Source organism: Aliivibrio wodanis, assembly GCF_052920805.1.
Genome location: NZ_JBREXA010000002.1, coordinates 2,492,229 through 2,508,059 on the forward strand (window position 1 = coordinate 2,492,229; position 15,831 = coordinate 2,508,059).

Consider the following 15,831-nt stretch of genomic DNA (forward strand, 5'->3'; position numbering starts at 1 on the left):
CTACTCGATTTTGTTTGTATATGCTGCTCTTTTTTGATTTAAAAGAGGCGGTTTAATCCATTTAGAGCGGCAACACGATAGGCTTCAGCCATTGTTGGATAGTTAAATGTAGTATTAACAAAATACTCAATAGTGTTTGCTTCGCCTTTCTGTTCCATAATCGCCTGACCGATATGAATGATTTCAGCGGCACGTTCACCAAAGCAATGTATGCCTAAGATTTCTTTGGTTTCACGATGGAAAAGAATTTTTAAACTACCGATATCCATTCCCGCAATTTGAGCGCGAGCTAAATGCTTGAAGGACGCTCTTCCGACTTCATAAGGTACTTTTGCCGCCGTTAATTCTTGTTCTGTTTTGCCCACAGAGCTGATTTCAGGAATGGTATAAATACCAGTAGGAATATGATCAATTAATTGAGCTTCAGCTTTTCCTTTCGTGATCGCTTGAGCGGTAAAGCGTCCTTGATCATAAGCGGCACTAGCTAGACTAGGATAACCAATAACATCACCAACAGCATAGATGTGATCAGCAGTTGTTTGGTAATTACCATTAACCTTGAGCTGCCCACGAGAATCGGCTTCAAGTCCTACTGCAGATAGGTTTAATTTATCTGTATTACCTGTTCTGCCATTAGCAAATAAGATGCAATCTGCTTTCATTTTTTTACCAGATTCAAGGTGCATCACTACCCCTTCATCACTGGCTTCAATACTCTCAAAGGTTTCATCATTACGAGTCACAATACCACTGTTCCAAAAGTGGTAGGAGAGGGCGTCAGACATTTCATTATCTAGGAAAGAAAGTAAGCGATCACGAGTATTAACAAGATCAACTTTAACGCCTAAACCTCGAAAGATTGATGCGTATTCACTACCAATTACCCCAGCACCATAAATAATGATATGTCGAGGATCATGTTGAAGAGATAAAATTGAGTCACTGTCATAGACTCGGCTATGATTGAAGTTTACTCCAGCAGGGCGATAAGGGCGAGAACCTGTGGCAATAATGAACTTATCAGCGGTATAGGTTTCAATAGATCCGTCTTTTGCGGTTACGGCAATAGTATTTTTTTCGACGAAACTGGCTTCACCAAAAATTAATGAACACTGGTTACGATCATAAAATCCTTGCCTCATTCTAGTTTGTTTATCGATTACACTTTTCGCATGTCCTAAAATATCTGAAAAAGTCGAATGAAGACTGGTATTATTTTTACAGTAGAGAGGGTTTGAATTAAATTCAATAATACGGCTAACAGCGTGACGCAATGCTTTGGATGGTATAGTTCCCCAGTGGGTGCAACCACCACCAACGCTTGGTTCTCTTTCAATAATAGCAACATTTAAGTTTGCCTTAGTGAGACCCATTGCTGCGCCTTCTCCCCCAGGACCACTGCCAATGACAATGGCATCAAAGTGGGTTGAATGTGTAGGGCTTGAGTTAGTCATTATGAGCGCCTTATTATTATCAATCTCGCAACATTGCTAGTTAAGTATTTTAACCTTTTCATTCATTTGGTAAATCAAGTGAGTCAGATAGAGTGGAGAGGATCACGTTGTTTGTGGAAATATACTTGATAATGGATTTCATCATTTACATCGATAAATAGAAATCGATAATGTGAACTAGTGAAAAGTTTGTGATACCCATTCAATTAAATTGTGCAATATACGGTAAAATATATGTATCCTGAATTTGAAGCTGATGAGCTCAACGCTGTAGAAGAAGTGAAGAGGTCTGACAGTGTGAAAGGTGTGCGAGCACAGCAAAAAGAGAGAACGCGCCGGACAATTATCGATGCGGCTTTTTGCCTACTATGTGCCGAAAGAGGTTTTACGAGTTTAAGCTTACGAGAAGTGACAAGAGAAGCAGGAATAGCACCTACCTCATTTTATCGCCATTTTAAAGATATGGATGAATTAGGTTTAACTTTAGTTGATGAAGGTGGTCTTATCCTACGTCAACTAATGAGACAGGCTCGACAACGAATAGTTGTTGAAGGAAGTGTGATCCGGACATCGGTTGACACTTTTATGGAGTTCATTGAAAGCAGTCCTAATGTATTTCGTTTACTATTAAGAGAGCGCTCTGGGACATCTCCAGCTTTTCGTGCAGCAGTTGCAAGAGAAATCCAACACTTTGTTGCCGAACTAACGGAATATTTAGTTGCCACAACAGGTGTGGCTCATGAAGAAGCATTAGTACAGGCTGAAGCCTCGGTCACGTTAGTCTTTAGCTCTGGAGCTGAAGCGTTAGATTTAGATACAGCATATAGAGAGGAGCTTTCTGAACGGCTAATTTTCCAATTGCGCATGTTATCTAAAGGCGCTTACTGGTACCGTAAAGAAATGAAAAATAGAATTTAACTGCATTGGTCATAGTGAATCAATGTCTACACGAGGTAATAAACATGACACATGAAAATAGTAGAAATGAACGCAAGACATTAGCGCTATCAGTGGTGGCTGGTCTTTGTTTAAATGCAACCTGGATTGGCTTTACAGCTGCAGAAGTAGCATTTTCAATTTTCCCTATTATAGCCCTAGTTCTTGCAGCTCAAGGATTATATCAAGAATATTTACGTCAACCTGCGAATGATGATACGTCTCTTGTCGCAGTAGCGTGCTTTTTTGTTGGCTTATTTGGTCATTCTGCATTTGTAAAAGCGCAATACCCAGAAATGGGTGGTAACTTTTTCTCTATCCTTGTTGCATTAAGTTTACTACTTTGGATTGCAGTTAAAATGGGACTGTTGAATAAGAAAGGCGAACAAGCTGAAGCATAAGTTGAAGTAATAAAAAAGGCTCAGAATTATACTAGTGAGAATAGTATGCTTCTGGGCCTTTTTTTATCTGTTACTTTTAGTACTAATTACAATTAGGATAGTAAGTTATTTTCTTTCTAAGAAAACTCCAGCTTCCATATGATGGGTATATGGAAATTGGTCGAACAGCGCAAAACGAGTGATATTATGGGTTTTACCTAAAATTTCTAAGTTTTCTTTCAATGTTTCAGGGTTGCAAGAGATATACATTATACGCTCATAACCTTGTACCATTTTACAAGTGCCTTCATCCATGCCTGAGCGCGGTGGGTCGACAAAAATGGTATTACAGTTATAGCTCTTTAAGTCAACGTTTTGATCTTTTAAGCGTCTAAACTCTCGTTTACCTTCCATCGCATCAGTAAAATCTTCTGCTGACATACGAATGATTTGAACATTATCAATATTGTTTGCTGCGATATTATACTGCGCAGATTCAACGGAAGGTTTTGCAAGCTCAGTTGCTAGTACACGATCAAAGTTTTTAGCTAGGGCTAAAGAGAAGTTACCATTACCACAGTAAAGTTCTAATAAATCACCTTGGCTATTTTGAGTACAGTCTACCGCCCACTCCAACATTTTTTGAGCAACAACACCATTTGGTTGAGTAAAGCTGTTTTCAACTTGCTTATAAGTCAGGATATCATCATTAACTTTTAGTTTTTCAATAACGAATTCTTGGTCTAAAACGATTTTCATTTTACGTGCGCGACCAATAATATTTAAATTAAACCCTTCATCATTTAAACGCTGCTTTAATGCAGCTGCTTCTTTTTTCCAAGCCTCATCTAATTGACGGTGGTAGAGCATAGATACTAAGATTTCACCGCTTAGTGTTGATAAAAAATCAACTTGGAACATTTTATAGCGCAGTGTTTTACTTTCTTTTACTGCTTCAGCGAGCAGTGGCATTAAATCGTTAATAAGACGAGTAGCAGGTAAGAAATAGTCTACACGATATTTCTCTTTTGTTTTTTGATCGAACATGACGTAATACATATCGTCACCTTCATGCCAAACTCGAAACTCTGCACGCATGCGGTAGTTTTCAGCAGGAGAAGAGAAGACTTCCAATTCTGGAACGTCAAATTCAGAAAATAAAGTAGATAGTGTTTCTGCTTTTTCATCTAATTGCACTTGATAATTTTCTGGGTTCATGACGGATTGTGTCATTGTCTTGCCTCGCGCTGCTCAAAATAAGAGCGCCGATTTTATGCGATAGAGATCTGTTGTCCAGTATTTGTGTGTGATTGGTCGAAACTAATTGTATAAGCACTGTGATATTCAGCACATAAACCTAGACAAGAGTACTGTACACCTCTAGTATTTCGCCAATGTTGGTGCGCTATTCTCATATTCGATAATAGCCTGAAAAGGGAATCTGGTGAAAATCCAGAACTGACGCGCAGCGGTAAGAGAGAACGAAGGTACATATCCATTCACACTGTTGTTTTTCTGTATGATAAAGGATATAGAGAAAAATAATGGGAAGTGAGTACTTTAGGTTAACTGCTCTTAAGTCCGAAGACCTGCCAACAATAAGTGATACATGATGTATTACTGTATGGACTTAACGCGATTTTAGGAAACAATGGAAATGAAAAAAACTGCCCTTGCGACTGCAATAGTGTCGCTGCTTTCTCACGCCTATACTTCCCCTGTATTTGCTCAAAATACAACTATTGAAACTGATGAGACAATGGTTGTTACTGCGAATCGATTTGAACAGTCAGAATCTTCGGTATTAGCATCAATTAGTGTTGTAACAAAAGAAGAAATTGAACGTTTACAAGCTAAAACATTAACGGAAGTGCTACGTTATATTCCTGGTGTTCAAGTTGGTGAAAGTGGAGGACCTTCAAATACAACATCCATATTTTTACGAGGTTCTGAGAGTAAGCACACTTTAGTTCTTCTTAATGGTATGAAAATTAACAATGCATCTTCGGGAGGGTTTGATTTTTCAATTATTCCAGTTGAAACTATTGAGCAAGTAGAAGTTATTCGTGGACCTAGAGCCGCGATTTATGGGGCTGACTCTATTGGTGGTGTTATTAATTTAATCACTAGAACACCACATAAACAAAATATTCATCAAATAAAGATGAGTGCTGGGAGTGATGGTTACTATCAAACTTCTTGGCAATCTAAAAGCCTATTGAATGAAAATACTTATGGTACTTTCTCGGTAAACTATAAAGAAAGTGATGGTTACAATATTAAGGAAGGTACAACAAAAGATATTGGCGGCGAGTATGGATATGAGTCAAAAAATTTCGTAGCTTCTTTAGTGCATGATTTATCTTCTAAGGTTAGTCTTAATGTAGATTTATATTATGTAGATTCTCTGAATGACTTTAATGGTAGTGATAGTGGTTGGAATACAGCATTAAACAAACAAGATGCTGAATTCTTTCAAATTAATGGTGGTGTTAAATATACTGGCGATAAACTATCTAGTCGTTTGAATGTATCAAAATCTCTTCAAGAAAATAATTCGTATCCTGAAAGTGAGCCAGAGTACCAATCTATATATAAAACAAATCGCACTACAATTAATTGGTTAAATAGTTATCAATATACGAATAACTGGATTGTAAATGCAGGTTTAGATTTTGCTAACGAAGACGTATCAAGCGGTACAATAGATTACACAAAAAAAGATAGAACGAATAAAGCAGTTTTTGTTACGACAACCGCTGAGATTAATGATTTTACTTTTGATAGTAGTGCTCGTTTTGATAAAGACAGTGGTTTTGGTGATTTTACTACGTGGTCAATGGCGTTGGCTTACGCGCTTAATAGCAACCTAAAAACATATGTAAGTTATGGCACGGCTTTTAAAGCCCCTTCATTTTATGATTTGTATGATCCTAATTTCGGGAATTCAGAGCTTAATGCAGAAGAGTCAAATTCAGCGGAGATTGGCTTGATAGGTCAGTTTGAACTGGTGAGCTGGCGCTTAAATGCATTTTCTTCTGATATTAAAGATATGATTATTTATTATGAGCACTTAGGTTGGGCTCCAATAAATACTGATGCTGATATTAAAGGTATCGAATTAGAAGGCGACTTTAGTACTGGAGCTATAGATCATCATGTTAGTTTAGCACTAATGGATCCTGAAGATTCAGAAGGGAAGCAACTTGCTCGTCGAGCAAAAGAGACAGGGTCTTGGATTGGAACATTTACACAAGATGAGTGGGATGCTTCTTTAGGTATGACTTACCAAGGTGACCGATATTCTGATTATAGTAATAATGATAAATTAGACGCTTATATGTTATGGAATTTATCAGCTAATTATTATGTAACATCAAATGTAACGGTGTCAGGAAAAGTGAGTAATTTACTTGATGAAGAATATGAAACTGCTAAATATTATAAGACTCAAGAGCGTAGTTATTATTTAAGTGCTTCTTACATTTTTTAACTTATAAAACCGCCTTTAATAGGCGGTTTTCTTTTCTGGGGTCTATATGAAAAAGAAAGTCATCATCAGTTGGTCATCAGGTAAAGACTCGACACTAACTCTTATCCACCTACTTAATAATCCTGAGTATGACGTTGTCGGCTTATATACCACACATGTAGCAAATGAAGTGCCTTTTCAAGTCACTCCTATTTCCGTTGTTCAAATGCAGGCTGATCTAACTGATCTACCATTAATCACAATCGAATTGCCTACTGTGTTCCCTGCTAATAATGAATATCAACGCTTAGTAGTAGAAGGCTTAAAAGAATGTGGTATTGAATTTAATGCCGTCGCTTTTGGTGATATGTTTTGCAATGGTATTGTCGAGTATAGAAAAAGCTATATAGAAGAGGCGGGTTGGGAGTGTGTATTCCCATTGGTAGGACAATCAAGTAATGAGTTAGCAAAAGAAATTATTAGTTGCGGAATTCGAACCATTCTTGTCACAACGGATGGAACTCAATTAGATAATAACTTCTGTGGTAAAGAGTACACAATTAATCTGCTTTCTGAACTGCCAAAACAAGTTGACCCATGCGGGGAAAATGGTGAGTTTCATACTCTAGTAATAGAGGCCCCTTGTTTTAACGGTTCGATAGAATTATTTAGTACAACAATTGATGAGCAAGAACGATTTACTCATTTACGTTATCAGGCTTCTGTTTTACAAAAATAGCATAAGCGGTATGATGAAGCTCCAATCTTCATATCGACTATAAAGAGTCTGTGGTTTCAGTTATGCCAAAACATATTTTGATTTTTGATTCAGGTATCGGTGGGTTATCTGTATATAGAGAGATTCAATACCAATTACCTTTAGAAAAATATATCTATGCCTTTGATAATGCAGCGTTCCCATATGGTGAACTTACAGAATCAGTATTAATTGAAAGAACGACGCATATAATTTCTCAGCTTTGTGCTAAGTTTTCTATAGATATAGTGGTGATAGCCTGTAATACAGCAAGTACGATTGTTCTACCGGCACTTAGAGATAAGTTAACCATACCAGTCGTTGGTGTTGTCCCTGCAATAAAGCCAGCTGCGCTTGTTTCAAATAAAATAGGCTTGCTTGCTACTCCTGCTACGGTTAAGCGGAGCTATACTTACGAATTAATCAAATCATTTGCTCCAATATCTGATGTACAGCTACTAGGATCGACAAGATTAGTTGAAATGGCAGAAGAGAAAATGATTGGAGTAGATGTAGACCTGGAAGAGTTAAAGGGCATTCTATCTCCCTGGCAAAATAAGGTTGATACGATTGTTCTTGGTTGTACTCATTTTCCATTTTTGAAAAATGAAATTAAAAAAGTACTAAATGGTAATGTTTTGCTTATTGATTCAGGTGTAGCCATAGCAAGAAGAGTAAAGCAGTTACTAGGAGAATATAAAGAGGAAGCAGGAGAAGTTATAAAGGGGGAGGTATTTTGTAGTGCCTCAACAGAGAATGAAGAGGCACTTAATAAAACATTTCAAGAACTAGGATTTAGTCCTCTTCAATATTTGGGTTACCCGAAGTTTTAGGATCATTCGCAATACGTACTTTAAGAGTACGCTGATCAAACTCGTTATTGTTTAAGTTTTCGATAACGCTATCCGCATCTTTACTTGCAACAACCACAAAACCAAAGCCTCTTCTTTTACCTGTACGCTTATCTTTCATTAGGCGAACCGCAAAAACGTCCCCAAATTCAGCAAATAGATCTTTTACATCTGATTCATTTGCTCGATAAGGTAGGTTACCAACATAAAGAGTAGTACTTGCTTGCTCTGAAGATAGAGATTCATCAACAGAAGCTTTAATACTTCTTATGTTAGTTGGTGCTTTATTAATGGTTAGCAGTGTAAAACCAGTAATTACTGCGCCAAGAGCGAAAGTAAAAGCAGGAGATGCCGTTGGGAACAAAGAGACGGCGCCTGCACCGAGTGCAGCAATAGCAATAATAATAATATTTGAATTAGTAGATTTCATGATAAGTAAGGTCTAGTAAAATAAATGAAAGGTAATGAATTAACAATAAAATCACATTGATACTACTTATATTATTTATCAATTGCCAACTAATTAAGTCAATGTTCATTTCTTGTAGGGCTTTTGTGTGAAAAAAAGTGATCTGTGTAGAAAATAATCACTTAGAATGAAATTTTAAAAAAGTACTTGCGAAACTATCAGTGCTCCCTATAATGCGCATCCGTTACCAAGGGAAAGCGAAAGCAAGAACCTAGTGGCATTAAGTTTTTAGTGTTTAAAATTATTTTTAAATAAGTATTGACTTAAAATTTTGGCTCTGTATTATACGCAGCCTAAGCAACGAAGCGGAAACGTTAAGTTGCTGAAAGATAAGCTCTTTAACAATTTGAAACCTATTAATCTGTGTGGGCACTTGTGAGTTGATAATCACTAGTTTGCTTTTACTTTTCGAAGTGAATTCAAACAAAAATAATCAATGAACTGAGTGACTACACAAAATTACTTTTATGTAAGAAATCAGTATTAATCATTGAGTCGATATCCTTTCTGCTGAAAGGTATCAAAAAACTTTAATTGAAGAGTTTGATCATGGCTCAGATTGAACGCTGGCGGCAGGCCTAACACATGCAAGTCGAGCGGTAACAGGAATTAGCTTGCTAATTCGCTGACGAGCGGCGGACGGGTGAGTAATGCCTGGGAATATGCCTTAGTGTGGGGGATAACTATTGGAAACGATAGCTAATACCGCATAATGTCTTCGGACCAAAGAGGGGGATCTTCGGACCTCTCGCGCTAAGATTAGCCCAGGTGAGATTAGCTTGTTGGTGAGGTAAGAGCTCACCAAGGCGACGATCTCTAGCTGGTCTGAGAGGATGATCAGCCACACTGGAACTGAGACACGGTCCAGACTCCTACGGGAGGCAGCAGTGGGGAATATTGCACAATGGGCGAAAGCCTGATGCAGCCATGCCGCGTGTATGAAGAAGGCCTTCGGGTTGTAAAGTACTTTCAGTCGTGAGGAAGGGTGTGTAGTTAATAGCTGCACATCTTGACGTTAGCGACAGAAGAAGCACCGGCTAACTCCGTGCCAGCAGCCGCGGTAATACGGAGGGTGCGAGCGTTAATCGGAATTACTGGGCGTAAAGCGCATGCAGGTGGTTTGTTAAGTCAGATGTGAAAGCCCGGGGCTCAACCTCGGAACCGCATTTGAAACTGGCAAACTAGAGTGCTGTAGAGGGGGGTAGAATTTCAGGTGTAGCGGTGAAATGCGTAGAGATCTGAAGGAATACCAGTGGCGAAGGCGGCCCCCTGGACAGACACTGACACTCAGATGCGAAAGCGTGGGGAGCAAACAGGATTAGATACCCTGGTAGTCCACGCCGTAAACGATGTCTACTTGGAGGTTGTGGCCTTGAGCCGTGGCTTTCGGAGCTAACGCGTTAAGTAGACCGCCTGGGGAGTACGGTCGCAAGATTAAAACTCAAATGAATTGACGGGGGCCCGCACAAGCGGTGGAGCATGTGGTTTAATTCGATGCAACGCGAAGAACCTTACCTACTCTTGACATCCAGAGAATTCGCTAGAGATAGCTTAGTGCCTTCGGGAACTCTGAGACAGGTGCTGCATGGCTGTCGTCAGCTCGTGTTGTGAAATGTTGGGTTAAGTCCCGCAACGAGCGCAACCCTTATCCTTGTTTGCCAGCACGTAATGGTGGGAACTCCAGGGAGACTGCCGGTGATAAACCGGAGGAAGGTGGGGACGACGTCAAGTCATCATGGCCCTTACGAGTAGGGCTACACACGTGCTACAATGGCGCATACAGAGGGCTGCAAGCTAGCGATAGTGAGCGAATCCCAAAAAGTGCGTCGTAGTCCGGATCGGAGTCTGCAACTCGACTCCGTGAAGTCGGAATCGCTAGTAATCGTGAATCAGAATGTCACGGTGAATACGTTCCCGGGCCTTGTACACACCGCCCGTCACACCATGGGAGTGGGCTGCAAAAGAAGTGGGTAGTTTAACCTTCGGGAGGACGCTCACCACTTTGTGGTTCATGACTGGGGTGAAGTCGTAACAAGGTAGCCCTAGGGGAACCTGGGGCTGGATCACCTCCTTAAACGATAGATTATGATTTATGAGTGTTCACACAGATTGATTAGGTTTTAATAAGTTGAAGTGACAGAGCTTTAATTAATGATTTCGATTATTGATTAAAGCTTTTTGCTTTAAGCTCTTTAACAATTTGGAAAGCTGACTGATTTAAATAACTTACGAGTTATTCAAATCAAAATTTAAAAGTTCTTAATATCTTTTGTTTATCTTAGATAAACAAATTAAAAACACATTCAAGTGTTCTTGTATTTTGAATCCGGCGAAAAACCAGAACTCGCAATGACGAGTTCAACCTTGGTTGTTTATGCCATACGAAACCTCTTGGGGTTGTATGGTTAAGTGACTAAGCGTACACGGTGGATGCCTTGGCAGTCAGAGGCGATGAAAGACGTATTAACTTGCGATAAGCCCAGATTAGGTAGTAAAAACCTTTTGAGTCTGGGATTTCTGAATGGGGAAACCCACTAGCATAAGCTAGTATCGCTGCGTGAATACATAGCGCAGCGAAGCAAACCGGGAGAACTGAAACATCTAAGTACCCCGAGGAAGAGAAATCAACCGAGATCCCGAAAGTAGCGGCGAGCGAAATTGGGTTAGCCCTTAAGCTTTTAATGAGACAGGTGAAGCCTCTGGAAAGTGGCGCGATACAAGGTGATAGCCCTGTAACCGACATCTCATAATCAGTGAAAACGAGTAAGGCGGGACACGTGATATCCTGTCTGAATATGGGGGGACCATCCTCCAAGGCTAAATACTACTGACTGACCGATAGTGAACCAGTACCGTGAGGGAAAGGCGAAAAGAACCCCTGTGAGGGGAGTGAAATAGAACCTGAAACCGTGTACGTACAAGCAGTAGGAGCATACTTGTTATGTGACTGCGTACCTTTTGTATAATGGGTCAGCGACTTATATTCAGTGGCAAGGTTAACCGTTTAGGGGAGCCGTAGGGAAACCGAGTCTTAACTGGGCGTTCAGTCTCTGGATATAGACCCGAAACCAAGTGATCTAGCCATGGGCAGGTTGAAGATTGAGTAACATCAATTGGAGGACCGAACCGACTAATGTTGAAAAATTAGCGGATGACTTGTGGCTAGGGGTGAAAGGCCAATCAAACTTGGAGATAGCTGGTTCTCCCCGAAATCTATTTAGGTAGAGCCTCGGACGAATACTACTGGGGGTAGAGCACTGTTAAGGCTAGGGGGTCATCCCGACTTACCAACCCTTTGCAAACTCCGAATACCAGTAAGTACTATCCGGGAGACACACGGCGGGTGCTAACGTCCGTCGTGGAGAGGGAAACAACCCAGACCGCCAGCTAAGGTCCCAAAGTTATAGCTAAGTGGGAAACGATGTGGGAAGGCTCAGACAGCCAGGATGTTGGCTTAGAAGCAGCCATCATTTAAAGAAAGCGTAATAGCTCACTGGTCGAGTCGGCCTGCGCGGAAGATGTAACGGGGCTAAGCTATACACCGAAGCTGCGGCAGTGCAATTTATTGTGCTGGGTAGGGGAGCGTTCTGTAAGCCGTCGAAGGTGTGCTGTAAGGCATGCTGGAGGTATCAGAAGTGCGAATGCTGACATGAGTAACGATAAAGGGGGTGAAAAACCCCCTCGCCGGAAGACCAAGGGTTCCTGTCCAACGTTAATCGGGGCAGGGTAAGTCGACCCCTAAGGCGAGGCTGAAAAGCGTAGTCGATGGGAAACGGGTTAATATTCCCGTACTTCTTATAATTGCGATGGGGGGACGGAGAAGGCTAGGTGGGCTTGGCGACGGTCGTCCAAGTTCAAGTGCGTAGGCTAAGAGTTTAGGTAAATCCGGACTCTTGTTAGGCTGAGACACGATGTCGAGCATCTACGGATGTGAAGCCATTGATGCCATGCTTCCAGGAAAAGCCTCTAAGCTTCAGATTATAAGAAATCGTACCCCAAACCGACACAGGTGGTCGAGTAGAGAATACTAAGGCGCTTGAGAGAACTCGGGTGAAGGAACTAGGCAAAATGGTACCGTAACTTCGGGAGAAGGTACGCTCCTAGCGGTGATGAGACTTGCTCTCTAAGCTGCCGGGAGTCGCAGATACCAGGTGGCTGCAACTGTTTATTAAAAACATAGCACTGTGCTAAATCGTAAGATGACGTATACGGTGTGACGCCTGCCCGGTGCTTGAAGGTTAATTGATGGGGTTAGACTTCGGTCGAAGCTCTTGATCGAAGCCCAAGTAAACGGCGGCCGTAACTATAACGGTCCTAAGGTAGCGAAATTCCTTGTCGGGTAAGTTCCGACCTGCACGAATGGCGTAATGATGGCCACGCTGTCTCCACCCGAGACTCAGTGAAATTGAAATCGCTGTGAAGATGCAGTGTACCCGCGGCTAGACGGAAAGACCCCGTGAACCTTTACTACAGCTTGGCACTGAACATTGACCCTACATGTGTAGGATAGGTGGGAGCCTTTGAAACCAGTACGCTAGTATTGGTGGAGGCAATCTTGAAATACCACCCTTGTATGCTTGATGTTCTAACGTTGGCCCCTTATCGGGGTTGCGGACAGTGCCTGGTGGGTAGTTTGACTGGGGCGGTCTCCTCCCAAAGAGTAACGGAGGAGCACGAAGGTGGGCTAAACACGGTTGGACATCGTGTGGTTAGTGCAATGGCATAAGCCCGCTTGACTGCGAGAATGACAATTCGAGCAGGTACGAAAGTAGGTCATAGTGATCCGGTGGTTCTGAATGGAAGGGCCATCGCTCAACGGATAAAAGGTACTCCGGGGATAACAGGCTGATACCGCCCAAGAGTTCATATCGACGGCGGTGTTTGGCACCTCGATGTCGGCTCATCACATCCTGGGGCTGAAGTCGGTCCCAAGGGTATGGCTGTTCGCCATTTAAAGTGGTACGCGAGCTGGGTTTAGAACGTCGTGAGACAGTTCGGTCCCTATCTGCCGTGGGCGTTGGATGATTGAAAGGGGCTGCTCCTAGTACGAGAGGACCGGAGTGGACGAACCTCTGGTGTTCGGGTTGTTACGCCAGTAGCATTGCCCGGTAGCTAAGTTCGGGATCGATAAACGCTGAAAGCATCTAAGCGTGAAGCGAGCCTTGAGATGAGTCATCCCTGATACTATACGTATCCTAAAGGGTTGTTGGAGACTACGACGTAGATAGGCAGGGTGTGTAAGTGCTGCGAGGCATTGAGCTAACCTGTACTAATTGCCCGTGAGGCTTAACCATACAACACCCAAGGGGTTTTGAACGGATTTAAAGTTGCAAGAAACAGATTGAATGTGATTAAGAACAACTCTTTATATAGAGAAACGGCTTTCCAGATTATTATTTATCTCTTAGTGAGGTAGATAGAAAGAATTTGCTTGGCGACCATAGCGTTATGGACCCACCTGATCCCATGCCGAACTCAGAAGTGAAACGTAATAGCGCCGATGGTAGTGTGGGGTTTCCCCATGTGAGAGTAGGACATCGCCAGGCTTGAATTTGAATAAGTGCCCGTTCAATAGAACGGGCTTTTATTTCGCTCCCAGATTGTCACTGTGAGCCAAGTCAACATAACGTTTTTAAGTCTTTCATAAATAAATGAAAAAGTTGAAAATATTATCTTGACTTTCAAATCAGAAAGCGTATTATACGCAGCCTGAAGCGACGAAGCGGTAACGCTAAGTGGTTGAAAGACAAGCTCTTTAACAATTTAACCAAATCAATCTGTGTGGGCACTTGTGAGTTGATAATCACTAGTTTGCTTTTACTTTTCGAAGTGAATTCAAACAAAAATAATCAATGAACTGAGTGACTACACAAAATTACTTTTATGTAAGAAATCAGTATTAATCATTGAGCCGGTTTTGTTTCTGCTGAAACAAACCAAAAAAACTTTAATTGAAGAGTTTGATCATGGCTCAGATTGAACGCTGGCGGCAGGCCTAACACATGCAAGTCGAGCGGTAACAGAAATTAGCTTGCTAATTTGCTGACGAGCGGCGGACGGGTGAGTAATGCCTGGGAATATGCCTTAGTGTGGGGGATAACTATTGGAAACGATAGCTAATACCGCATAATGTCTTCGGACCAAAGAGGGGGATCTTCGGACCTCTCGCGCTAAGATTAGCCCAGGTGAGATTAGCTTGTTGGTGAGGTAAGAGCTCACCAAGGCGACGATCTCTAGCTGGTCTGAGAGGATGATCAGCCACACTGGAACTGAGACACGGTCCAGACTCCTACGGGAGGCAGCAGTGGGGAATATTGCACAATGGGCGAAAGCCTGATGCAGCCATGCCGCGTGTATGAAGAAGGCCTTCGGGTTGTAAAGTACTTTCAGTCGTGAGGAAGGGTGTGTAGTTAATAGCTGCATATCTTGACGTTAGCGACAGAAGAAGCACCGGCTAACTCCGTGCCAGCAGCCGCGGTAATACGGAGGGTGCGAGCGTTAATCGGAATTACTGGGCGTAAAGCGCATGCAGGTGGTTTGTTAAGTCAGATGTGAAAGCCCGGGGCTCAACCTCGGAACCGCATTTGAAACTGGCAAACTAGAGTGCTGTAGAGGGGGGTAGAATTTCAGGTGTAGCGGTGAAATGCGTAGAGATCTGAAGGAATACCAGTGGCGAAGGCGGCCCCCTGGACAGACACTGACACTCAGATGCGAAAGCGTGGGGAGCAAACAGGATTAGATACCCTGGTAGTCCACGCCGTAAACGATGTCTACTTGGAGGTTGTGGCCTTGAGCCGTGGCTTTCGGAGCTAACGCGTTAAGTAGACCGCCTGGGGAGTACGGTCGCAAGATTAAAACTCAAATGAATTGACGGGGGCCCGCACAAGCGGTGGAGCATGTGGTTTAATTCGATGCAACGCGAAGAACCTTACCTACTCTTGACATCCAGAGAATTCGCTAGAGATAGCTTAGTGCCTTCGGGAACTCTGAGACAGGTGCTGCATGGCTGTCGTCAGCTCGTGTTGTGAAATGTTGGGTTAAGTCCCGCAACGAGCGCAACCCTTATCCTTGTTTGCCAGCACGTAATGGTGGGAACTCCAGGGAGACTGCCGGTGATAAACCGGAGGAAGGTGGGGACGACGTCAAGTCATCATGGCCCTTACGAGTAGGGCTACACACGTGCTACAATGGCGCATACAGAGGGCTGCAAGCTAGCGATAGTGAGCGAATCCCAAAAAGTGCGTCGTAGTCCGGATCGGAGTCTGCAACTCGACTCCGTGAAGTCGGAATCGCTAGTAATCGTGAATCAGAATGTCACGGTGAATACGTTCCCGGGCCTTGTACACACCGCCCGTCACACCATGGGAGTGGGCTGCAAAAGAAGTGGGTAGTTTAACCTTCGGGAGGACGCTCACCACTTTGTGGTTCATGACTGGGGTGAAGTCGTAACAAGGTAGCCCTAGGGGAACCTGGGGCTGGATCACCTCCTTAAACGATAGATTACGATTTATG

Annotated in this window: 8 protein-coding genes, 4 rRNA genes and 1 riboswitch; of the genes, 9 read left to right on the forward strand and 3 right to left on the reverse strand. The window is 42.4% G+C overall.

Annotated features, from left to right (window positions below; genetic code table 11):
• Positions 1 to 38: 38 nt before the first annotated feature.
• Positions 39 to 1,454: a Si-specific NAD(P)(+) transhydrogenase gene (gene sthA / locus ACU5DF_RS19505; RefSeq protein ID WP_446713921.1), complete on the reverse strand. Its 1,416-nt coding sequence runs from the start codon at positions 1,452 to 1,454 to the stop codon at positions 39 to 41.
• A gap of 234 nt (positions 1,455 to 1,688) precedes the next feature.
• On the opposite strand from sthA, the gene fabR reads away from it, so the two are divergent.
• Both fabR and ACU5DF_RS19515 read left to right on the forward strand, forming a co-directional pair.
• Positions 1,689 to 2,372, forward strand: a complete 684-nt coding sequence (gene fabR, locus ACU5DF_RS19510) for an HTH-type transcriptional repressor FabR (protein WP_099047752.1) — start codon at positions 1,689 to 1,691, stop codon at positions 2,370 to 2,372.
• Between the two features lie 44 nt (positions 2,373 to 2,416).
• Entirely contained in the window at positions 2,417 to 2,791 is a 375-nt protein-coding gene (locus ACU5DF_RS19515; protein ID WP_045103124.1) for a YijD family membrane protein, read from the forward strand.
• A gap of 105 nt (positions 2,792 to 2,896) precedes the next feature.
• Here the strand turns inward: ACU5DF_RS19515 and trmA are convergent, their stop codons facing one another.
• Positions 2,897 to 4,003 carry a tRNA (uridine(54)-C5)-methyltransferase TrmA gene (gene trmA / locus ACU5DF_RS19520; protein WP_446713922.1) on the reverse strand — a complete coding sequence of 369 codons (1,107 nt, stop codon included), beginning with the start codon at positions 4,001 to 4,003 and terminating at the stop codon, positions 2,897 to 2,899.
• 148 nt (positions 4,004 to 4,151) lie between these two features.
• A riboswitch (cobalamin riboswitch) is annotated at positions 4,152 to 4,382 on the forward strand.
• Between the two features lie 45 nt (positions 4,383 to 4,427).
• Between trmA and ACU5DF_RS19525 the strand changes: the two genes are divergently transcribed.
• From ACU5DF_RS19525 to murI, 3 genes are all read left to right on the forward strand, one after another.
• Positions 4,428 to 6,263, forward strand: a complete 1,836-nt coding sequence (locus tag ACU5DF_RS19525; RefSeq protein WP_045103369.1) for a TonB-dependent receptor domain-containing protein — start codon at positions 4,428 to 4,430, stop codon at positions 6,261 to 6,263.
• Between the two features lie 46 nt (positions 6,264 to 6,309).
• Positions 6,310 to 6,981: a Dph6-related ATP pyrophosphatase gene (locus ACU5DF_RS19530; RefSeq protein ID WP_446713923.1), complete on the forward strand. Its 672-nt coding sequence runs from the start codon at positions 6,310 to 6,312 to the stop codon at positions 6,979 to 6,981.
• Between the two features lie 62 nt (positions 6,982 to 7,043).
• The gene (murI, locus tag ACU5DF_RS19535) at positions 7,044 to 7,832 is read left to right on the forward strand and encodes a glutamate racemase (RefSeq protein ID WP_045103121.1); all 789 of its coding nucleotides are present in this window, start codon (positions 7,044 to 7,046) and stop codon (positions 7,830 to 7,832) included.
• Here the strand turns inward: murI and ACU5DF_RS19540 are convergent.
• A complete protein-coding gene (locus tag ACU5DF_RS19540) occupies positions 7,795 to 8,280 on the reverse strand; it encodes an RNA recognition motif domain-containing protein (protein ID WP_045103120.1) in 486 nt (161 codons plus the stop codon). The genes murI and ACU5DF_RS19540 overlap by 38 nt on opposite strands.
• 570 nt (positions 8,281 to 8,850) lie before the next feature.
• On the opposite strand from ACU5DF_RS19540, the gene ACU5DF_RS19545 reads away from it, so the two are divergent.
• From ACU5DF_RS19545 to ACU5DF_RS19560, 4 genes are all read left to right on the forward strand, one after another.
• Positions 8,851 to 10,393 (forward strand): 16S ribosomal RNA (locus tag ACU5DF_RS19545).
• Between the two features lie 329 nt (positions 10,394 to 10,722).
• Positions 10,723 to 13,613, forward strand: a 23S ribosomal RNA gene (locus ACU5DF_RS19550).
• Between the two features lie 136 nt (positions 13,614 to 13,749).
• Positions 13,750 to 13,865, forward strand: a 5S ribosomal RNA gene (gene rrf, locus ACU5DF_RS19555).
• Between the two features lie 402 nt (positions 13,866 to 14,267).
• A 16S ribosomal RNA gene (locus tag ACU5DF_RS19560) occupies positions 14,268 to 15,810 on the forward strand.
• Together the 16S, 23S and 5S rRNA genes form the textbook arrangement of a ribosomal RNA operon.
• Positions 15,811 to 15,831: the final 21 nt, after the last annotated feature.